At 74.1% G+C, this 20,340-nt stretch carries 20 protein-coding genes; 10 read left to right on the plus strand and 10 right to left on the minus strand.

Annotated elements, in window-relative coordinates:
• Positions 1-110 precede the first annotated feature (110 nt).
• The 3 genes from ACW14Y_RS34150 to ACW14Y_RS34160 form a co-directional block, all read right to left on the minus strand.
• Entirely contained in the window at positions 111-1,769 is a 1,659-nt protein-coding gene (locus tag ACW14Y_RS34150; RefSeq protein WP_456984656.1) for an alpha/beta hydrolase, read from the minus strand.
• 397 nt (positions 1,770-2,166) lie between these two features.
• The gene (locus ACW14Y_RS34155; protein ID WP_402724119.1) at positions 2,167-2,898 is read right to left on the minus strand and encodes an alpha/beta hydrolase family protein; all 732 of its coding nucleotides are present in this window, start codon (positions 2,896-2,898) and stop codon (positions 2,167-2,169) included.
• A gap of 264 nt (positions 2,899-3,162) precedes the next feature.
• Positions 3,163-3,987 carry an IclR family transcriptional regulator gene (locus ACW14Y_RS34160; RefSeq protein WP_380392550.1) on the minus strand — a complete coding sequence of 275 codons (825 nt, stop codon included), beginning with the start codon at positions 3,985-3,987 and terminating at the stop codon, positions 3,163-3,165.
• A 320-nt stretch (positions 3,988-4,307) separates the two neighbouring features.
• Between ACW14Y_RS34160 and ACW14Y_RS34165 the strand changes: the two genes are divergently transcribed.
• The 4 genes from ACW14Y_RS34165 (at position 4,308) to ACW14Y_RS34180 (ending at position 8,091) form a co-directional block, all read left to right on the plus strand.
• Positions 4,308-5,618, plus strand: coding sequence for an extracellular solute-binding protein (locus tag ACW14Y_RS34165; RefSeq protein WP_380313087.1), 1,311 nt, complete (start codon positions 4,308-4,310; stop codon positions 5,616-5,618).
• 37 nt (positions 5,619-5,655) lie between these two features.
• Positions 5,656-6,633 carry a carbohydrate ABC transporter permease gene (locus tag ACW14Y_RS34170; RefSeq protein WP_266273141.1) on the plus strand — a complete coding sequence of 326 codons (978 nt, stop codon included), beginning with the start codon at positions 5,656-5,658 and terminating at the stop codon, positions 6,631-6,633.
• Positions 6,630-7,478, plus strand: a complete 849-nt coding sequence (locus ACW14Y_RS34175) for a carbohydrate ABC transporter permease (RefSeq protein ID WP_030396330.1) — start codon at positions 6,630-6,632, stop codon at positions 7,476-7,478. The genes ACW14Y_RS34170 and ACW14Y_RS34175 overlap by 4 nt, the downstream gene beginning before the upstream one ends.
• 85 nt (positions 7,479-7,563) lie before the next feature.
• The gene (locus ACW14Y_RS34180; RefSeq protein ID WP_456984657.1) at positions 7,564-8,091 is read left to right on the plus strand and encodes a nucleotidyltransferase domain-containing protein; all 528 of its coding nucleotides are present in this window, start codon (positions 7,564-7,566) and stop codon (positions 8,089-8,091) included.
• A gap of 21 nt (positions 8,092-8,112) precedes the next feature.
• Here the strand turns inward: ACW14Y_RS34180 and ACW14Y_RS34185 are convergent, their stop codons facing one another.
• Positions 8,113-8,760: an alpha-ketoglutarate-dependent dioxygenase AlkB gene (locus ACW14Y_RS34185; protein ID WP_380307087.1), complete on the minus strand. Its 648-nt coding sequence runs from the start codon at positions 8,758-8,760 to the stop codon at positions 8,113-8,115.
• Positions 8,761-9,478: 718 nt separating this feature from the next.
• Here ACW14Y_RS34185 and ACW14Y_RS34190 point away from each other — a divergent pair.
• From ACW14Y_RS34190 to ACW14Y_RS34205, 4 genes are all read left to right on the plus strand, one after another.
• Entirely contained in the window at positions 9,479-9,862 is a 384-nt protein-coding gene (locus tag ACW14Y_RS34190; RefSeq protein ID WP_030396327.1) for a hypothetical protein, read from the plus strand.
• Positions 9,859-11,028 (plus strand): hypothetical protein, encoded by a 1,170-nt coding sequence (locus tag ACW14Y_RS34195; protein ID WP_456984658.1) that lies wholly within the window; start codon positions 9,859-9,861, stop codon positions 11,026-11,028. The genes ACW14Y_RS34190 and ACW14Y_RS34195 overlap by 4 nt, the downstream gene beginning before the upstream one ends.
• Positions 11,029-11,110: 82 nt before the next feature.
• Positions 11,111-11,503: a roadblock/LC7 domain-containing protein gene (locus ACW14Y_RS34200; RefSeq protein ID WP_369826319.1), complete on the plus strand. Its 393-nt coding sequence runs from the start codon at positions 11,111-11,113 to the stop codon at positions 11,501-11,503.
• 152 nt (positions 11,504-11,655) lie between these two features.
• Positions 11,656-12,030: a hypothetical protein gene (locus ACW14Y_RS34205; RefSeq protein WP_266273136.1), complete on the plus strand. Its 375-nt coding sequence runs from the start codon at positions 11,656-11,658 to the stop codon at positions 12,028-12,030.
• A gap of 140 nt (positions 12,031-12,170) precedes the next feature.
• On the opposite strand, the gene ACW14Y_RS34210 is transcribed toward ACW14Y_RS34205, so the two are convergent.
• Positions 12,171-13,310: an NUDIX hydrolase gene (locus ACW14Y_RS34210; protein WP_456984659.1), complete on the minus strand. Its 1,140-nt coding sequence runs from the start codon at positions 13,308-13,310 to the stop codon at positions 12,171-12,173.
• Between the two features lie 166 nt (positions 13,311-13,476).
• Between ACW14Y_RS34210 and ACW14Y_RS34215 the strand changes: the two genes are divergently transcribed.
• Complete coding sequence (locus ACW14Y_RS34215; RefSeq protein WP_380307080.1) at positions 13,477-14,052, plus strand: SMI1/KNR4 family protein; 576 nt, start codon at positions 13,477-13,479, stop codon at positions 14,050-14,052.
• 94 nt (positions 14,053-14,146) lie between these two features.
• On the opposite strand, the gene ACW14Y_RS34220 is transcribed toward ACW14Y_RS34215, so the two are convergent.
• The 5 genes from ACW14Y_RS34220 to ACW14Y_RS34240 form a co-directional block, all read right to left on the minus strand.
• Complete coding sequence (locus tag ACW14Y_RS34220; RefSeq protein ID WP_380307078.1) at positions 14,147-15,097, minus strand: SGNH/GDSL hydrolase family protein; 951 nt, start codon at positions 15,095-15,097, stop codon at positions 14,147-14,149.
• A gap of 175 nt (positions 15,098-15,272) precedes the next feature.
• Positions 15,273-16,427, minus strand: a complete 1,155-nt coding sequence (locus ACW14Y_RS34225; RefSeq protein ID WP_456984660.1) for a glycosyltransferase — start codon at positions 16,425-16,427, stop codon at positions 15,273-15,275.
• Positions 16,424-17,749, minus strand: coding sequence for a glycosyltransferase family 4 protein (locus ACW14Y_RS34230; protein ID WP_456984661.1), 1,326 nt, complete (start codon positions 17,747-17,749; stop codon positions 16,424-16,426). Before ACW14Y_RS34230 ends, ACW14Y_RS34225 begins: the two co-directional genes overlap by 4 nt.
• Before the next feature lie 133 nt (positions 17,750-17,882).
• Positions 17,883-18,086 (minus strand): YegP family protein, encoded by a 204-nt coding sequence (locus ACW14Y_RS34235; protein WP_380307072.1) that lies wholly within the window; start codon positions 18,084-18,086, stop codon positions 17,883-17,885.
• Between the two features lie 159 nt (positions 18,087-18,245).
• A complete protein-coding gene (locus ACW14Y_RS34240) occupies positions 18,246-18,428 on the minus strand; it encodes a hypothetical protein (protein ID WP_030396317.1) in 183 nt (60 codons plus the stop codon).
• Between the two features lie 233 nt (positions 18,429-18,661).
• Here ACW14Y_RS34240 and ACW14Y_RS34245 point away from each other — a divergent pair, with 233 nt between their 5' ends.
• A complete protein-coding gene (locus tag ACW14Y_RS34245) occupies positions 18,662-20,299 on the plus strand; it encodes an FAD-dependent monooxygenase (RefSeq protein WP_456984662.1) in 1,638 nt (545 codons plus the stop codon).
• Positions 20,300-20,340 lie beyond the last annotated feature (41 nt).

Here is a 20,340-nt window from a genome sequence, read left to right on the forward strand (position 1 = left end):
GAGAGTCCGTGCAACCCGGGCCTGGCGCTCCACGGTCGAACGGGCCCGGTACCTTCTCAGGTACCGGGCCCGTTCGCGTTTCCGTCATAGTGCGCTCGTTCAGCGCGCCGTCAGCGGAGCACGCCCCGGACGGCCTCGGGGTCGGTCGGGGAGAGCGGCGCCGCGTCGGGCGAACCTGCCGCCCCGGTGAGGGACTTGGCGGCCGGGGGCGGGGTCACGTAGACCGGGGCGGGCTCGGCGCCGGGGGCGCAGGTCTTGGCGATCCGGCCCTTGCCGCTCGGCAGGCTGCCGTCACGGAGGTAGGCGGTGAAGGTGTCGTCCAGGCAGGCGTTGCCGTGGAACAGGATCTCGTGGAAGCTGCCGCCGTCCTGGACGACGAGCTTGGCGCTGGGCAGCGCGTCGCGCATCGCGAGCCCGCCCTCGTAGGGGGTGGCGCCGTCCTCGGTGGACTGGAACAGCAGCACGGGCGGCAGGCTCTTGCCGGTGATCTTCAGCCGGCCGGCCCGGTTGCCCTCGTACGGCCAGAACATGCAGGCGGCGTTGTACCACATGTTGTTGTAGGTGTAGAAGGGCGCGACCGCGTCCACCTTGGCCTGGTCCTTCTTCCAGTACTCCCAGTCGCGCGGCCAGGCGTTCTCGGTGCACTGGACCGCGTTGTACGCGGGGAAGGAACCGTCGTCGGCGCCGGGGGCCGCGTAGCGGTTGTAGGCGATGGCGAGCGGCCGGGTGTCGTGCTGGGTGACGTACGCGGAGAGCACGGTGGCCATCCGGGGCCAGCGGAGGAAGTTGTAGCCGCCGCCGTAGAAGGTGTCCTCGAACTCGGCGGGGCCGATCTTCCCGACGGCCGGGGCGGCGTCCAGCGGGTCGGTCCGCAGGGCGGCCTCGACCTGGTCGTAGGCGCGCTGGATGTCGGCGGGGTCGGTGCCGAGGTGGTAGACGGAGTCGGCCTTGGCGGTCCAGGCGGTGAAGGCCTCGAAGCGGCGCTGGTGCTCCTTGTCCTGGAGCTTGTTGTGCTCGTACCAGGTGGTGGTCGGGCCGACGATGCTGTCGAGCACCATCCGGCGCACCCGGGACGGGAACAGCTGTCCGTAGGTGGAGCCGAGCGAGGTGCCCCAGGAGCCGCCGTAGAAGTTGATCTTCGGCTCGCCGAGTGCGCGCCGGATGCTGTCCATGTCGCGGGCGTTGTCGACGGTGGTCATGTGGGGGAGCAGCCAGGACCAGTCGGCCGCGCAGTCGGAGGCGTAGCCGGCGGCCTTCTTGAGCCAGGCCTTCGCGGTGCCCTGGTCCGGCTGGTAGTCGGGGCGTTCGGCGTCGAAGTAGTCGGGGTCGCAGACGACGTGGGGCTCGCTGCCGTTGGTGCCGCGCGGGTCGAAGCCGATCCAGTCGTAGGTGGAGGCGACGTCGGCCGGGATCTGTCCGGCGATGAAGGCGGGCATCCAGAGGCCGGAGTTCCCGGGGCCGCCGGGGTTGAGCAGGATCGGGCCCTGGCGCTTGTCCTTGGGCGCGGTGGCCGGGAGCCGGTTCAGCTTGATCCTGATCTTGCGCCCCCGCGGCTCGGAGTAGTCCACCGGGACGTCGAGCATCGCGCACTGGAGTGCCGGCGTGGCCGGGTCCTCGCAGGAGCTCCAGGCCAGGGTGCCCTGGCCGGTGTCGGAGAGCACGCTCCGGTCGTCGAGCCCGTCGGCCCCGGGCTCGACGCCGACGGCGGCGGATCCGCCGAGGACGGCGATGGCGGTGGCGGCGGACAGTAAGGTGAGGACTTTTCTCATGGTGAGCATGATGTGATATGTGCAATGTCACATCCACTCAGCTGACATGACGTTATGAAGCTGTGACGGCGCGGCGGTTCGGTGGCGGTGTTCGTTCGTGGTCCGGCGCACCCGCTCCGACCTGGTAGTGTTCTCTTCGTCGCGAGGGAAACGAACAGAATCCCCCGTCAGGCGTCAGCGGTGCTACCAGAGCACGTCCCGCTTTCAGCGGGGAGAGTCCGTGCAACCCGGGCCTGGCGCTCCACGGTCGAACGGGCCCGGTACCTGAAGAGGTACCGGGCCCGTTCGCGTTCCCCGTTGCTTCCCGTTCGCTTCCCGTTCCCGGATGTGTTCCTGGATGTGCTCCCGGAGGCGGAGAGCGGTCCGAGAGGCGGGCCCGTTGCCGGGCCCGCTCCCGTCAGCCCCGGGCCGGGAGTCCGGCGGCGCGGGCCAGCAGCGCGGCGGTGGCACGGCCGGCCTCGACGGCGTGCGGTGCGCGGGCGGCGACGCAGTGCCCGAGGGCCGGGTCGTACTCGGTCAGGACGACGCCGGCGTGGTCGGTGTCGGGCTGGAGGAACTCGGTCGCCGGTGTCAGCAGGGCGGTGTCCAGGGCCCGGGTGGTGTCGGCGGGGACGAGGTCGTCCCCGGTGCCGTGGACCAGGAACAGCGGGACGGGGGAGGGGCGGTCGGCGAGGGCGGCGAGCGGCGCCTCGCCGGTGGTGACCGCCGGGCGGGCGTAGCTGGAGGCGATGCCGACGGCCGCCGTGGGGCGGCGGTCCTCGGGGAGGTCGCGGTGGGTGGCGAGGGCTATCGCCTCCCGGCCGGACATCGACCAGCCGGCCAGGACGAGGCCGAGCGCGGGGTCGCCGCCGTGGTCGGCCGCGTGCCGGTGGGTGTGCTCCAGCGAGGCCAGCAGGTCGGCGCGGCCGCTGTCCTCCGCGTCGGAGCGCCAGTCCGGGGTGAGCACCAGCAGGCCGTGTCCGGCCGCCTCCCGGGCGAGCGGGGCGAGTTCGAACCGGGAGTCGGGGGCCTTCCCGTGCCAGAGGAGGAGCACGGGCCAGGGTCCGGCGGGGCCGGTCGGCGGGCGGTGGACGTCCAGGAACCGGCCGGGGGCGTACTCGACGGTCTCGGCCGGGATCGTGACGGACATGGGTGGTTCTCCTGCGGTTCGGGCGGGTGTTCCGGACTGGTACTGTTCTTCCTGTCGCGAGGGAATGATCTCTCGTCAGGCGTCAGCGGTGCTACCAGAGCACGTCCCGCTTTCAGCGGGGAGAGTCCGTGCGACCCGGGCCTGGCGCTCCACGGTCGAACGGGCCCGGTACCTGAAGAGGTACCGGGCCCGTTCGCGTTTTCCGGGCCTTCCCCGCCCGCGGGACCGTTCCCGGGTCCGGACGCCGGCGCGGGCCCGTCCGCGTCACCCGACCGGGCGGTCGGAGCCGAGTTCGCGGGAGATCCGCAGGCCGACCTGGGCGACCACCGGGCCGAGGGCGCGGACCCGGGCGGCGGTCATCCGGGAGGTGAGGCCGGAGACCGAGAGGGCGGCGGTGACCTCGCCGGTGTGGTCGAAGATCGGGGCGGCGACGCAGCGGACCTCGGGCTCGTTCTCGCGGTCGTCGATGGAGTAGCCGCGGGCGCGGATGCGCGCCAGGTCGGCGCGCAGGCGGGGCTCGTCGGAGATGGTCCAGGTGGTGACCGGGCGCAGCCCGGCCGCGACCACCTCGGTGACCGCCTCCTCGGGGAGCCAGGCCAGGATCGCCTTTCCGGTGGCGGTGCAGTAGGCCGGGGCCCGACTGCCGACCCGGGAGGCCATCCGGACGTTGGTCTCGTCCTCGACCTTGTCCAGGTAGACGATGCCGGGTGCCTGCCAGACGGTGAGGTGGACGGTCTCGCCGGCCTCGCGCTGCAGGCGGCGCAGGTGCTCGGCGGCGACGCTGCGCAGGTCGAGGGTGGACAGGTAGGCCTGGCCGAGCCGGAGCGAGCCGTGGCCGAGCCGGAACCAGCCGGTCTCCCGGTCGCGGTCGAGCAGGTGCTCGTCGAGCAGCGGGCCGGTCAGCCGCAGCACGGTCGACTTGTTGAGGTCGAGCGCCTCGGCGAGCTGGGCGAGCGGGACGCCGCGCCCGTCGCCGTGGTCGCGGACGTAGCCGAGGACCGACAGTGCGCGGCGCAGTGACGACGACTGGTTGCGCTCGCCCGCCGCCTTCCGCGGTTTCCCGGTGGTGGCGGCGGTCTGCTCCGTCATCGGTCCGTTCCCCTCTCGTTCCGCCGTCCGACTGCGGCGGTTGTCGAACCGTACCCCCTACGGGCATGCGGGCCGCTTTTTCGATACAGCGTTGTGCACTGCAAAACTTCCCGAATCGGCTCTTGTTGGGCGTCCGCGCCCCCGCCTAACGTCCCTGGCATCGAGCAGGCGACGCCGCCCAGACGAGCGGCCGCACTGCCGTACCCACCCGCGTCACCACCCCCACATCCACCATCGGCCCCGGTCAGGGCCTGCTGCGACGTGCCCGTCCACGACGGCGCGTCCCGGCGGCAGCTGTCGGGAGGGGAGGCTTCCCACCCATGCGCATCGTCAGACGGACCACCGCGGCCGCCGTCCTCGCCGCCACCTGTCTCGCCGCCGCCGCCTGTTCGCCCGGCACCGCGGTACCGGCCGGCGAGAAGGCCGCCGACGACAAGACCGGCACCTTGCAGGTCTGGCTGTACAACGAGGCCGGCAACGCCGCCAAGGAGGCGGTGGTCGCCAAGGCGGTCACCGAGTTCCAGTCGGCCCACCAGGGCGTCACCGTCAACGTCAGCTACATCGACACCGACGCCTCGGCCCGCGCCGCCAAGATGAAGGGCGCGTTCAACGACCCCAACAGCGCCCCGGACCTGGTCGAGTTCGGCAACACCGACCTGCCCGGTTACGTCGCGGCCGGCGGCCTCGCCGAGATCGGCGCCGACCTCGACGGCTGGACGGCCAAGGGCGACCTCGACCCGGCGATCGCCAAGACCGCCGTGCTCGACGGCAAGACCTACGGCCTGCCGTGGTGGGTCGGCGTGCGCGCCCTCTACTACCGCACCGACCTGTTCACCGAGGCCGGACTGGCCGCGCCGACCTCCTACGACGAGCTGGTCGCCGCCACCCGGAAGATCCACGCCGCGCACGCCGACACCTTCGGCATCGCGATCGGCGGCAAGTACACCTTCGGCGCGCTGCCCTTCGTCTGGGACGCGGGCGGCGACATCGCCGCCAAGGACGGCGACAAGTTCAAGGCGGCGATCGACTCGGCCGCCTCGCAGGCCGGGGTGAAGCGCTACACCGACCTCTTCGACGAGGCCGGCTGCCCGGCGCAGCAGTGCGCCGACCTCACCGGCGGCAAGACCGTCGACCTGTTCGCGGCCGGCAAGGCCGCCATGGCGATCCTGCCCAACTCCAGCCGCAGCAAGGTGGACGCGGGCGCGGCCAAGGACAAGTACGCGGTCGTCCCGCTGCCCGGTGCCAAGGCCGGCAGCATCGCCCCGGCCTTCGCCGGCGGCAACAACCTCGGCGTCATGAAGGCGGCCAAGCACCGCACCCTGGCGGTGCAGTTCGCCGAGCTGCTGGCCGGCCCCGGCTACCAGGAGCAGATGTACGACGCGATGGGCAACCTGCCGACCCTGAAGTCGGTCAACGCCAAGGTCGCGGCCAAGGACGCCTTCCTGAAGCCGTTCACCGACACCATCGCGGCCGGCACCCGCTTCGTCCCGCTGGACCAGGCCTGGGCGCAGATCGACGCGCAGGCCGTCATCCCGACCATGCTCCAGCAGGTCGTCACCGGCAAGGCGGACGTGGCCAAGGCCTCGGGCGACGCCGCCACGCAGATCACCTCGGCCTTCGCCGCCCGCTGAGCCCGGCCCCGGGGAATCCAGAGAGCAGGTCCCGCACGTGTCCGCACCCACCACGACCGCCCCGGCGGCGCCGCCCTCCCCGAGCGGGCGGCGCCGGGGCGCCGCGGCGGCCGCGCCCCCGCGCGGCCGCCGCCGTACCCCACTGCTGCTCCTGCTGCCGGCGGCGGTCGTCATGATCCCGCTGGTCGCCTACCCGATCTACCAGCTCGGTCTGCTGTCCGTCCTGAACTTCGGACAGGCGCAGGCTTCCGGCGGCGTGCCGACGAGCTTCGTCGGCCTCGGCAACTACCGGAAGATCCTGAGCGACGGGCAGTTCTGGTCGGTGCTGTCGCAGACGCTCGGATTCGCCGCGTTCTGCGTGGTCGCCACCCTGGCCGTCGGCGCCACCCTCGCGGTGCTGCTGACCAGGGTGGGCCGGGTGCCCCGGCTGGTGCTGACCACCGCCGCGATGGCGGCCTGGGCGGCGCCGGCGATGACCGGCTCGACGGTGTGGAGCTTCCTGTTCGACACCAACCTCGGTCTGGTCAACAAGACCCTGGTGAGCATCGGCCTGGACGGCTTCCACGAGTTCAACTGGTTCTACGACAAGTGGACGGCGTTCCTGATCGTCGGCGCCGTCGTCGTCTGGCACTCCTTCCCGTTCGTCATGGTGACGCTCTACGCGGGCATCAGGGCGATTCCGGGCGAGGTGCTGGAGGCGGCGGCGCTGGACGGCGCCAACACCTGGACCACCTTCCGCCGGATCACCGCCCCGATGCTCCGGCCGATCCTGACCATCGTGGTGATCCAGTCGGTCATCTGGGACTTCAAGGTCTTCACCCAGATCTATGTGATGACCGAGGGCGGCGGCATCGCCGGCCAGAACCTCGTCCTCAACGTCTACGCCTACCAGAAGGCCTTCGCCTCCTCCCAGTACGGGCTGGGCGCGGCCATCGGCGTGATCATGCTGCTGGTCCTGGTGATCCCGACCGTCCTCTACATCCGCTCGCTGCGCAGGACGGGGAACGAACTGTGAACGCCCGTAGCCGCTGGCGCCTCGGCGCCAACACCACCGCCCTCCTGGTGGCCGTCGTCACCGCCTTCCCGATCTTCTGGATGGTGCTGTCGGCCTTCAAGCCGAAGGGCGAGGTGCAGTCGCTCGACCCCCGGCCGTGGACGGCCCACCCCACCCTGGAGAGCTTCCGCCAGGTGCTGAGCGTGGACGGCTTCGGGCGGTACTTCGTCAACAGCCTGGTGATCGCGCTGTCCGTGGTGGTGCTGTCCGCACTGGTGGTCTTCCTCGCGGCGGTCGCGGTGACCAGGTTCAGGTTCCGCTTCCGCACCACCATCATGGTGATGTTCCTGATCGCCCAGATGATCCCGGTCGAGGCGCTCACCATCCCGCTGTTCTTCATGTTCCGCGACGCGGGCCGGTTCGCGCCGGGCATCGGCCTCAACACCCTGGCCTCGTTGATCCTGGTGCAGCTGGCCTTCTCGCTGCCGTTCGGGATCTGGATGATGCGGGGCTTCGTCGCCGCGGTGCCGGTGTCGATCGAGGAGGCCGCGCAGATCGACGGCGCGAGCCGGACCAGGATCCTCTGGACGGTGCTGCTGCCGCTGGTCGCCCCCGGGCTGGCCGCGACCAGCGTGTTCTCCTTCATCGCGGCGTGGAACGACTTCGTCTTCGCCAAGACCTTCATCATCAGCGCGACCGAGAACCAGACCCTGCCCTCCGCGCTGCTGGTGTTCTTCAAGCCGGACGAGAACGACTGGGGCGGCATCATGGCGGCCTCGACGCTGATGACCGTGCCGGTGCTGATCTTCTTCATCGCGGTGCAGCGCAAGCTGGTCTCCGGACTGGCCGGCGCCGTCAAGGACTGAGCCGGCAGGGTCGGTCCCCGGCGGAAAGCGCCGCGACGGAGGGGCTGCGGCGGGTGTAGCGTCCGGGCCCGTGGAGGTGGGGTCCATGGACCGGGAACGTGCCGACGGGCAACTCGCGCAGATCGCCGAGACGGTGGGCCTCGCCCGCCGTCTCGGCGTACGTGTCTGGCTGCGGGGCGGCTGGGCGATGGACTTCTTCCTCGGCGCGCGGACCCGTGACCACGAGGACATCGACTGGTTCGCCCCGGCCGCCGACGCCGCCGCGCTCACAGCGGGCCTCGGCGGCCTCGGCTACGCGCCGCTGGCGGGCGCCCCGCCGGAACAGCAACTGGACTTCGTCAAGGACGGCCTGGAGTCGAGCTTCGCCCTGGTGGACCTCGCGCCGGACGGCCGGGTGCTGGCCGCCGGCGGGCCCTGGGCCGGGACGGCCTGGCCGGCCGGGCTGCTGGCCGGGCCGCCGGGGCGGCTCGACGGGCTGGTCTGCCCGGTGGTCGCCGCCGAGGCGCAGATCGAGATCAAGCGGATGATGCCGGTCTGGGACCCGCGCCGCCCCCGGCGGGCGAAGGACGCCGAGGACATCGCCAGGCTGCGGGCGGCTCTGGCCGGGCGGTAGCGCCGGCCTTCGCGGTGGGTGTCAGGAGACGCCGCGCGGCCGGAACTGGACGCTGATCCGGGGCCCCGCCGGCCGGGCCGTCTTGGGCACCGCGTGCTCCCAGGTCCGCTGGCAGGAGCCGCCCATCACCAGCAGGTCGCCGTGCCCCAGCCGGTGCCGCACCACCGGGGCGCCGCCGCCCCGGGGCCGCAGCAGCAGGGCTCGGGGCTCGCCGACGGAGAGGATCGCCACCATGGTGTCCTCGCGTTCCCCGCGGCCGATCCGGTCGCCGTGCCAGGCCACGCTGTCCCGGCCGTCCCGGTAGTAGCAGAGCCCCAGCGTGCGGAACGGCTCGCCCAGCTCGGGCCGGTAGTACCCGCTCAGCGCCGCCCGGGCCGCGCCCAGCACCGGGTGCGGCGGCGGGTCGTCCTCCCGGTAGGAGGCGAGCAGGCGGGGGACGTCCACGGTGCGTTCGTACATCTCGCGGCGCTCGGCCCGCCAGGGCACCTCGGCGGCCAGCTGTTCGAACAGCCGGTCGGCCCCGTGCAGCCATCCGGGCAGCACGTCCACCCAGGCGCCCGCCCCCAGGAGCTCCCGGCGCACCCCGGTCAGCGGCCCGAGGGCCGGACCGGCCGGCCCGGGGTCGTCGAACAGGGACGGCTGGCGGTGGACGGCGGCGGTGCTGCTCATGGCTCCAGCCTACGCCTGGAATCGAACACCTATACGAATAAAGAAGCGGGTGGGAATCCGGGCCGGGGGTCGGTGGACCGATTTCTGACCAGGCGCGATCGCCTGCTACTGTTCATCACGTCGAAAGGAAACGATCTTCGCGAAGCGGGGATCGGATCGGATCGAACATGCGTCAGCGGTGCTACCAGAGCACGCCCTACTTTCAGTAGGGAGAGTCCGTGCGACCCGGGCCTGGCGCTCCAACGGAAGCGGTCGTCCCCCTCGGGGGGCGGCCGCTTCTTCGTGTTGCGCCGGAGCGGCCCTGGGGTCCGGGCGGCCCGGGCGGCCCTGGGGTGCGGGCGGTCGGGCGGTCCTAGGGTCCGGGTGGTCCGGGCGGTCCGGCCGCCTTCGGTCCTATCGCACTCGTGGCTCGAAACCCATCGACGTGGCCGACAATCGGCCAAGGTGCCGTGCCAGGTGGATCGTCCGTTCGTACCGCGTACGGGCGTCCGGGCAGCGGCGATGGCGGGCCTTCCGAGCTGACGAGGCGTCAAAGGATGGCCGAAAACACCGGGTTGTGGTGTGAATATGCCATTGGAATGTTCGTCGTACGAGTTCCGGCAGTAGCCTTCCGTGTCGAACCCGCCACTCGTGGTGGCGGTCCGGTCGGCGCCCGACGGCCACGCCCTGCGCCGTGGCCTGCGCCGCTTCCTCCCCGAACCCCTCCGAAGGAGCCCGAGTGCCGGGTATCGACGAGTGCCTGTCCCAGGCGATGGCCATCGCCGGGGCCCGCGCCGCCGGTCTGATCGACTGGAGCAGCGGACTCGCCCTTGGCAGCGTCGGAGTCAGTCCGACCGGCGACCACGACACCACGGCGGCGGAGGCGACCGACCTGGTCCGGGCGGCCGTCGAGGGAGCCACCTTCACCGCGGCGGAGGACGGCAAGGCACCGTTGCAGGACATCATCCTGACCGCGGGCCGCAGTTACCACCTGCTTTGCTTCATCGATACCGTCTTCGACAGCCGCCTCGTCCTGCACCTCTGGCTGGACCGGGCCGAGGGCAACCTCGCCGGCGCCCGCTACCGGCTCCAGTCGCTCGCCGAGGAACTGGTGCTCGGATGACGAACCCCGTCACCAGCGACCCCGCCGCCGCCACCACCGACCCCGCCGTCACCACCGGCACCCAGGTCGGCTTCCGGCCACCGGCCGGCCCGGTGGCGCCCGTGCTCCCGGTCGCCGTCGACCCCGGCTGGACCCCGGGCGCGGCCGTCGAACGGCTCGCCGCCGAACGCGCCACCGGGGCCCTGCGCGGCCCCGCCGGAACCGTCCACCTCGTCGACGGCCTGGTCACCCACGCCGAGTCCGACCGGGCACCCGACCTCGCCACCCTGCTCACCACCAGCGGCCGGCTCGACCCGGACACCTGGCAGGAGGCGGTCCACCGCTTCGGCCCGTACGCCCGGGTCGGCGAAGCCCTGGTCGAACAGGGCCGGCTCACCCGCGGGGAACTCGAACTCTGCCACCTCGGCACCCTCTACGACGCCGCCTGCTTCCTGCTCGACACCCCCGCCACCCTCGCCTCCTGGACCTTCGCCCCGGGCATGCGGCACTGGCTCGGCCCGGTGGCCGCGGTCGGCGCCCACCGGCTCCGCCGCGAGGCCGAACGGCGGCGGCACCTGCTCGACCGGATCTGGCCCTCGGCGCAGCTCGACACCGTGCCGCTGCGCCGGACCGCCGCCCAGGCCCCCGCCCCCGGGCGCCACGCCCGCCGGGTGCGCCCGCCGACCCGGCGCCAGTACGAGCTGCTGGACCGCGCGGACGGGCGGAGAACCGCCGCGGAGCTGGCCCGGCTGCTCGGCCGGTCCGCGTTCGCGACCACGGCGGACGTCCGCCGCCTCGCCGCCACCGGACTGCTCGCCGGGACCGGAGCCGGAGCCGGAGCCGGAGCCGGTGCCGTCCTCGGCGTCGGGTCCGGAGCCGGGTGCGCGGCGGGGGTCGGGCCGGGGCCCGGACCGGGCCCGGCCGTCGGGACGGTCGGCACGGTGCCGGTGCCGAGGGGGCCCCGCGGTCTGCACCGGCGTGTTCCCGGTGCGGCGCTCGCCGCGCTCACCGGCCGCGCGGCGCCGCCCCCGCCGCCCGCTCCGACGGTTCCGCGTGCTCCGACGGCTCCGTCCGTACCGGCGCAGGCCGGGTCCGGGCCGAGGACCACCGCCCTCCCGCTCACCGCCGCCGACCCGGACATAGCACTGCTGATCCGGGTCCGAACCCTTCTGGAGGCCAGACTTTGAACCACTCCCCGCCCGCGACGCCCCCCGCACGGTCATGAGGCGGGCGCTCAAGCAGCGTGTCGGAAGGAGACAACTGATCGCCTTGGAGACCGAGCTGCTGGCCGAACTCCGCGCCATCAAGCACCGGGTACCGCACCTCGCCGGAGGTCTGGTGGCCAGCGTGGACGGCCTGTTGGTCGCCCACGACACCCACGGGACCGAGCCCTCGGGCCTCGCGGCGATGACCGCGGCCTCGCTCAGCCTGGCCCAACGGCTCGCCGACAGCACCGGCCAGGGCGAGTTCCGGGAGTCGCTGGTCCGTGGTGAGCACGGCTACGTCGCCACCTACGCGGCGGGAGGGAGCTGCGTGCTCACCCTCCTCGCCCACCCGGACGCGAACGTCGGCCGCCTGCACCTGGAGGCCCGCCGTTCCGCCCAGCGCATCACCGCGCTCCTGAACGACACGCTCCTGCCCAAGGACGCCCGGGAGTACTGACACCCGCCCCGGGCCTCCCGGCAGGGCGATCCGTCGACCTACCGCTGGACTGCCCTACCGCTCCACCGCTTCATCGCTCGACCGCTCCACCGATGTACCGATGTACCGACTTTTTCGGCGTAGTGACGCACCGACGAACTGGAGACAGTGACATGACCGACGCCGCAGGCGCGCTCAAGCAGGCCATGACCGTGATCGAGGGCGCCATCGGCGCGGCCCTGGTCGACTACAACAGCGGCATGGCGCTCGCGACCCTCGACGGCCCCGGTGGCTTCGACCTCAACGTCGCCGCCGCCGGCAACACCGACGTGGTCCGGGCCAAGATGCGCACCATGGACATGCTCGGCCTGGGTGACGGGATCGAGGACATCCTCATCACCCTCAGCAGCCAGTACCACCTGATCCGCCCGCTGACCGGCCGCAGCGGCAAGGGCCTCTTCCTCTACCTGGCCCTGGACAAGGGCCGGGCGAACCTGGCGATGGCCCGCCACCAGCTCACCAAGGTCGAGGCCGAACTGGAGGTCTGACCGGCGCCCGTCCGCCGTCGGACTCCCCGGCGGCCGACCGGGCCGAGCAGTGGTCCGGTCGCCCGCCGGGGCGGCGCCGTCCGCGGGCCGCACCCGGGACCGGCGGGACGCCGCCCGCCCCGGGGCCGGACCAGGACGGCTCAGCCGGCCGGGTACCCGCCGACCAGTTCGGCCGGACCGCCCGGCCGGTCCCGTGCCGCCAGCGCGGCCGCCGTCCGCGCCCAGACCGCGGGCGCCAGCAGCGCCCGCGCCTCCGCCGGCGCGCAGAGCCGCCACTCGACCAGTTCCTCGGGGGCCAGCACGATCGACGAGAGCGACGCCTCGTCCACCGTGCCCCCGTCGAACAGGTAGACCAGACGGGCGGTGTCGCTGTCCGCGGCCGGATCCGCCGCGCGCCCCGGCATCCAGTCCAGGGCCAGCAGCCGACCCGGCTCGCGGGACCAGCCCAGCTCCTCCCGGACCTCCCGCCGCGCCGCCGCCCGGGGGAGTTCCCGGTCCGCCTCGACACCGCCGCCCGGCAGCGTCCAGTGCGGCACCTCGCCGCCGGGGAGGTCCCACGGCCGCAGCCGTACCAGCAGCACCCGGCCGTCCCGGTCGGTGAACACCGTGCGCGCCTTGGCCCGGATCCGGGGGAGGCCGGCGTAGTAGGCGTCCCGGTCCAGCGGTGGTGGTGCGTCGCCCTCGGTCGGGCCGTCCGTCGGGCCGTTCGCCGTCGGCGGCCACTGCGCGGACAGCTCCGACAGCCCCGTCTGGCCGGTGTACTCCGGCACCGGGCCGGGCGTCAGCACATCGAGGACGTGCCCGACCGGGTGACCGTCCTCCAGCTCCAGCGGTCCGGCCGCGCGGGGCGCCCGCAGACAGGCCGTCACCCGCCGGGAGAGTCGCGGCGGCAGCGCGCGGCCCGCCTGCTCCGGCGTCAGCCAGGCCCAGCCGCCCACCTCGGCGCGGTCCGGCGTGAACGCCGCCGCCTGCTCCGGCGTCAGCGGCTCCGCCCAGTACAGGTGGGCGGCGATCGGCGGCCGGTGGTCGTCCAGCGTCCAGTCCAGGCAGGCCAGCGGCCCCAGCCGGGGCGTGAAGCCGAGCTCCTCCTCGATCTCGCGCACCGCCGTCCGCCGGGGCGAGTCGTCCCACGGGTCCCAACCCCCGCCCGGCACCGCCACCGGATGCTTCCGGTTGTACGGCAACCGCACCACCAGCACCCGCCCCCGCCCGTCCGGGAACAGCACCCCCGCCGCCGCCAGCAACTCCTGCCCCGAAGCCCTCGAAGCCTCCGCCACCATCCGTACCCCCTCCGTCTGTCCGTCCGTCCGGTCACGTGTCACGACACCCCGCCCCACGGCTCCGGTTCCCCACCGTCCCGAGCGCCCGGGTACAGGGCTTGCTGTTCGACCTCGGACCTCGTCGTCGTCCAACAGGCCGACGCCGTCACCGTGACAACCTGGGCCGGTGGAAGATCTCATCATCGGTACCCGAACTCCCCACCGTCGCCTGATCGATCCTGACGAGGCGATCACGGAACTCGAACGTGCGGTGCCCGGCTTCGGCCCACTTCGCCTCGCGGAGCCGGCGGCCTTCGACTGGTCGGCGCTCGAAGCCGCGTTGGGTTCCTCGGTGCCAGCCGACTACAAGCGGCTCTGCGAGCTCTACCCCCCGTTCGTGCTCGGCGACTTCCTTTCTGTCTACTTCCCGGTGGCCGGCCATGAGGAGAAGTGGCCGCAGGCACTCCAGGAGGATCTGGAGACCGCGGTGGAGTGGTGCGAGGACAACGACCCCGTCGTCCCGCTGCACCCGTACCCTTTCCCGGGCGGCTTCCTCCCGTGGGGCGGTTCGAACCAGGGGGACCTGTTCCTGTGGAGCACCAGCCCGGCGGGCCCACAGGAGTGGACGGTCACGGTCGCCTCACGCAGCAACGTCTGGTGGCACTACACCGGTGGGCTGGTGCAGTTCCTGGCCGACCTGAGCGGTGGAGCACTCGAGCCCTGGAGCCTGCCCAGGATCCGGCCCGAAGCCCGCGCATGGTGAGGACGGCATCGAGCCCGCCCTCGTACCGGTGGCCCGGGGTGGTCCAGGTCGTGCCGCGCGAGCCGTTCACGGAGAGTCGCGCCTCCTGAGGCTTCTACGGCTGCCCCCGGTCGGAGCCGGGCCCGGCGAGCGCGGCGAGGGCGGTGGTGGTGGCCTGGGTCATGCGGTGGTCCTGGCGGTCGGTGGTGCCGCGCAGGCGGGCACAGCCCTCGACGGCGGCGAGGGCCAGCAGGCCGGGGAGGAGGTCGGTGCTGCGGTCGAGGACCCAGCGGGTGCCGCGGGTGGCCATCCACCAGAGGTCGGCCAGGGTGCCGGGCGCGGGCTCGGCCGGTTCGGGGGCGGGGGCGGGGCCGAGGGGGTGGTCGGTGGTGGCGAGCAGGTCGTGGAACCCGCGGGCGATCAGGTGGTGGCCCTCGGCGCTCGGGTGCAGGCGGTCGACGCTGAGCAGTCGGCGCTCCGCCGTCCACGGCAGCTCGGCGAGGTGCAGGTGGACGGCCCGGTGGCGGACGGCGAGTGCGTGCACCACGGTGTTCACCGCGCGCATCCGACGGGCGAGCGGTCGGGCGAGCGGGCGGGGCAGCCGCAGCAGGGAACCCGGGTCCGGCAGGCAGGCCGTCAGCACCACGGCGCCGCTGTCGGTGAGCCGGCCGAGGACGGTGTCGAGGGCCAGGGTGGTGCGTTCGACGTCGAAGCCGGACCGCAGGGTGTCGTTGCCGCCCGCCACCACGGCGGCGAACTGCGGGCGCAGCGCGAGGGCCGCCGGCAGCTGCTCGGCGGCGAGGTCGGTGGTGAGCGCGCCGCTGCGCGCGAGGTTGGTGAACTCGACCCCGGTCTGCGGCGGGGCCAGCGACCGGGCGAGCAGGGCCGCCCAGCCGCGCCAGCCGTCGGCGATCGGGTCGCCGATGCCCTCGGTGAGCGAGTCGCCGAGGGCGACGAAGCGCACTGCTTCGCCGGTCGTTCGCCCGCCCGGGCGGGCCGCTCCCCGTGCGGCACCGGGTACGGTGTCGCCTCCGCCGTCCCCGTCCACCGCCGCGATCGTGTTCATCGCACCTCCCACCGTTCCCGGACCGTCCGGCCCGGCCGTTCCCTGTCGCTGTCGTGCGGATCCGCTGTCCTGCTGCCTGCTGCCTGCTGCCTGCTGCCCGCTGTCCTGCTGTCCCGCTGTCCCGCTGTCCTGCTGTTCGGCCGCCCCCGGTGCCCGCCCGTGCCCGGCCGGTGCCTCAGTCGGCCGTGACCGGGGCCGTCCCGTGCGCGGCGAGGAAGGCCGCGACCGCCGTCGGCCAGCCGTAGCGCTCGGCCCGGTCGCGGGCGGCGGCGCGGCGGGCCGGTTCGGGTCGGGCGAGGAGTTCGCGCACCGCCTCCGCGAACCCCGCGCCGGTCGGCTCGGCGGCCACCCCGGCGGTGCCGACCAGTTCGGGCAGGGCCGAGCCCCGGTTGACCGCGACCGGGGTGCCGCAGGCGAGCGCCTCCAGTGCGGCCAGGCCGAAGGTCTCCACCGGTCCCGGCGCGAGCACCACGTCCGCGCATCCGAGCAGTCGGGCGACGGCCGCCCGCCCGGCCAGGTGGCCGAGGAAGTGCACGGGCAGCCGGCGTCGGGCGGCCGAGGCCGCGAGCCGGGAGCGCAGCGGCCCGGTGCCGGCCACCGCCAGCACGGCGCCGGGTCCGGGCCCGGTGGACCGGAGCGCCTCCAGGGCGTCGAGCGCGAGTTCGGGGCGTTTCTCGGTGGAGAGCCGGGAGCAGAGCACCAGCAGTACCTGGTCCGGTTCCGCGTACCGGGCGCGTTCGGCGGCCCGGGTGTCGTCGTCCGGCGGGCGCAGGGTGGCGAGGTCCACTCCGAGCGGGGCGCGGGCGAGGTTCCGCACGCCCAGCCGGCGGAATTCGGCGGCGGCCCAGTCCGTCGTGCAGATCACCGTGTCGTAGGACCGGGCGGTCCGGCCGTTGAGCCGGTTCGCGACGGACCCCGCGACCGGGCCGGGCAGACCCCAGGTGCGCAGCAGTCCGACGGCGCTCTCGTGCGAGACCATCGCGGAGCGCACGCCGTGCCGCCGGGCCCAGGGGCCCGTCCACCGCAGGGTGGTGCGGTCGGAGACCTCCAGCCGGTCGGGGGCGAGCCGTTCGAGTTCGGCGGCCACCGCCCGGCGGTCGGTGAGCAGCCGGTAGCCGCCGCTGCCGGGGAGCACGGGGCCGGGCAGGGTGACGACCAGGCCCTGCTCGTCCTCCTCGACGGCGCGGCGCTCCCCGGGCACGACGAGTACGGGGGTGTGCCCGGCGGCGCGGTAGCCCGCGCCGAGGTGGCGCAGGGCGGTCCGCAGTCCGCCGGAGACCGGGGTGACGAAGTTGGCCACCCGGACGATCCGGAGCGGGCCGGTGGTCATGCGGGCAGTTCCTCCGTCAGCGGGGCGGTCGGAGGGGCGGCCGGAGGGGCGGCCGGCGGCGGGACCGGGGCCGTGAGCAGCGGCGGGACGGGGTCTGCGGTCCGGGGCGCGGCCGCGACCCCGGCCGCCGCGTCGGCGCCCGTCGGGGTGGGGAGCACGACGTCCGCGACCGTCGCCCCGCGGTGCTCCGCCAGCACCTCGGCGTAGTGCCGCAGCAGCAGGTCCCCGACCGCCTCCCAGGTGCGCGCCGTCACCTCCGCCCGCCCGGCGCGCCCGTACGCCGCCCGCAGCTCCGCGTCCCCGGCCAGGGCCGTCACCGCCCGGGCCACCGCCGCGCCGTCGCGGGGCGGGACGAGCAGGCCGGTGCGGTGGTGCGCCACCAGGTCGAGCGGTCCGCCGGCGGCCGGGCCGATCACCGGGACCCCGCTGGCCATCGCCTCCTGGATGGTCTGGCAGAAGGTCTCCAGCGGCCCGGTGTGCACGAACACGTCCAGGGTCGCGAAACATCGGGCCAGTTCCTCGCCGGTGCGCCGGCCGAGGAAGACCGCGCCCGGCATGGCGGCCTTCAGCCCGGGAGCGGAGGGCCCGTCACCGATGACCACCACCCGGACGCCGGGCAGGGTCGCGGTCTCGGCCAGCAGGTCCACCCGCTTCTCCGGGGCGAGCCGTCCGACGTACCCGACCAGCACCTCGCCGCCGGGGGCGAGCGCCCGGTGCAGCGCCTCGTCGCGGTGGCGGGGGTGGAAACGGGCCGAGTCCACGCCGCGCGGCCACAGCTGGACCCGGGACACCCCGTGCGCGGTGAGGTCCTGGGCGGCGGGGGTGGACGGCGCGAGGGTCCGGGCGGCGAGGCCGTGGACGCTGCGGATCCGGTGCCAGGCGGCCGCCTCGCCGAGCCCGCGCCCGGCCCGGTAGGCGTGCGCGTACCCGGCGAGGTCGGTCTGGTAGACGGCGACGACCGGCAGGCCGAGCCGGGCGGCGACCTGCGCGCCGCGCGCGCCGAGCACGAACGGGCTGGCCAGGTGGACCAGGTCGGGCCGGTGGCCCTGGATCGCGGCGGCCAGCCGGCGGCTCGGCAGCGCGATCCTGACCTGCGGGTAGCCGGGCAGTGGGACGGAGGGCACCCGCACCACCGGCAGCTCGTCCGGCACGCCGCCGGCGCCGAAGGTGTGCGCGGGACTCTGCGCGCCGCGCGCGGGTGCCGGGGTGACGACGAGCGGCTGGTGCCCCCGGCGCAGCAGGTGCTCGGCGGTCCGCAGCACGCTGTGGGCGACGCCGTTGACCTCGGGGGGAAAGGACTCGGTGACGATGACGACACGCATGCCAGTGTTCTGTCCGGGTCCGGCGTGCAGGCGGCCAAAGGGATCTGTCGTACAAACGAACGCGGGTCGGCGAATTGTGCCGCCGACCCGCGTCCAGCCCTCCGTGGGGCATCAGCGCGACGTCACCGAGACGTCAACGAGCCGCTCCGGCCGCTCCGGCGGCCGCCTCCTTCAGCTCCGCGTAGGGCGCGAGCTTGCGGATCGACTCGATGCTCTTGAGGCAGTCGTCCCGGTTCTCCTGCGGGTCGCCGGTCACCACGATCGTCCCGTTGCTCGACTTGAGTCGGAACCGGTGCATGCCACTGTCGTCGGTGTACAGCTCGAACTTGCCGGCCATGGAGTTTTCGCCTTTCCTTCGGTGACCCCCTCGCAAGGCAACGTAGGGGCAAATCCCTTGCCGCGCATGTCAGATGAGGCATCAGGGGGCTACGCCGAACGGGTCCGGCGCCTCGGCCGGCTGTCGCCGGTCCCGTCGGTCCCGCCGGTCCCGCTCCGGTCAGTCGTGGTAGAGGGTGAAGGCGGCCGCCTCGATGGCGTCGGCCGCGGCGTCCCCCAGGAAGAGCCGGCGCAGCAGTCGCACCACGTCGTCCAGGGACACCTCCGCCTCCACCTGCACCCGGATCCGCGAGTCGCTCCGCACCTGGCGAACGATGTCGTTCTTCGACAACTCCCTGCCCATGACTGCTCCCTCGATCGGTCCTCCGGCGCGGTCGGTTCCCCGCGCCGTCGAGGTCGAGCGAATCACCTCACCGGGTGCGGAACTCGGTCAGCTGAGGCAAAGCGGGAAGTCCGGACGCGACCGTTCGCCAGGTGCGGTCGCGGGGCCGCCGCGCGGGCGGCACGACTGGCGGGGCCCCGGACGGTCGGCGCAGGCTGGGAGGGGGACGGCTCGGGGACCGAGGAGCACGGTTCATGGACGACACCGAGACGGAGGTCCTGGTCGTGGGCGCCGGACCGGTCGGGCTGACGGCCGCCGCCGAACTGCGCCGCCGGGGCGTCGGGTGCCGGATCGTCGACCGGCTGGACCGGCCGCAGCCGTACGCCAAGGCCGTCGGCCTCCAGCCCCGCACCCTGGAGGTGTGGGAGGCGATGGGGCTGGTCGGCCGGGTCCTCGACGAGGCGGTGCCGCTGCTCGGCCAGCTCAGCTTCGTCGACGGCGAACCGGGCCCGCGGCTGGAGCTGGAGCTGCCCGCCGAGGTGCCCTACCGGTTCGCCGCGCTCCCGCAGGACACCACCGAGCGGCTCCTCACCGAGCACCTGGCCGGCTTCGGGACGCGGGTCGAGCGGGGAACCGAGCTGCTCGGCCTCGACCAGGACGACGACCGCGTCCGCGCCGAACTGGCGACCCCGGACGGTTCGGCCGTGCTGCACGCGCGGTACGTGCTGGGCTGCGACGGTGCGCACAGCCGGGTGCGCCGCGCGATCGGCGTCGACTTCGCGGGCGACGCCTTCCCGGAGCGGTACATGCTCGGGGACGTCGAGGTCGACTGGGACCTGCCCGGGGGCTACGGCGTGCGCTGCCTGCGCCGCACCGGGGACGGCGCGCCCGACGACGTGCTGGTCTGCATCCCGCTGCCGGGGCGCCGCCGCTACCGGGTGTCGATGCTGGTCCCGTCCGGTCCGGAGGACGCGGCGGACGGCGCGGCCGCCGGGGAGGTCACCCACGGTCTGGCGGGCGGACGGGGGCCCGATCTGGCGGACATCCAGGCGGTGCTCGACCGCCTCTCGCCCCGGCCCGCGACGGCGGGGGCGCTGCGCTGGTCCTCGGTCTTCCGGATCAGCCACCGGCTGGCCGACCGGTACCGGGTCGGGCGGGTGTTCCTGGCCGGCGACGCCGCGCACATCCACCCGCCCACCGGGGCCCAGGGCCTGAACACCGGCGTGCAGGACGCCTACAACCTGGCCTGGAAGCTCGCGCTCGCGCTGCGCGGGGCCGCCGCCGACGGGCTGCTCGACAGCTACCACGCCGAGCGCCACCCGGTCGGGGCGGAGGTGGTCGGCCGCACCGTGCGGCACGCCCGGGGCGAGGCGGACGCCGACGACCTCACCACGGTGCTGCTGCGCCAGGCCCAGCTGCTGGTGAACTACCGGGGCGGACCGCTCGGTGACGAGGGCGGCGCGACCGGAGCCGGACCGCGGGCCGGGGACCGCGCACCCGACTGCACCGGGCTGGAACGGCCGCTCACCGCCTTCCCCCAGCGGCTGTTCGACCTGCTGCGGGCCCGTCCGCACCACGCGCTGCTGCTGTACGCGGGCGCCGGGGCCGACGGCGCGGCGCGGGCGGAGCACCTGCACGCGCTCGCCGACGCGGCCCGCGCGGCGGCGCACGGCCTGCTGGACGTGCACGTGCTGCTGGCCGGGGACGCCCCGGCGCCGCCGGAGGGGCTGCTGCTGCCGTACGCGCGGGACGCCGCCGGCTCGTTCCGCGCCGCCTACGCACCGGCCGACGGCGAGGCGTTCCTCGTCCGCCCGGACGGCTACCTGGGCACCCGGCTGCCCGCCCCGACCCCCGCCGCCCTGACCGGTCACCTGCGTCGCACCTTCCGGTAGCCGACAGCCGACAGCCGCGGCCGCCGCGCCGCAGGTCAGGT

Source organism: Kitasatospora sp. cg17-2, assembly GCF_054031055.1.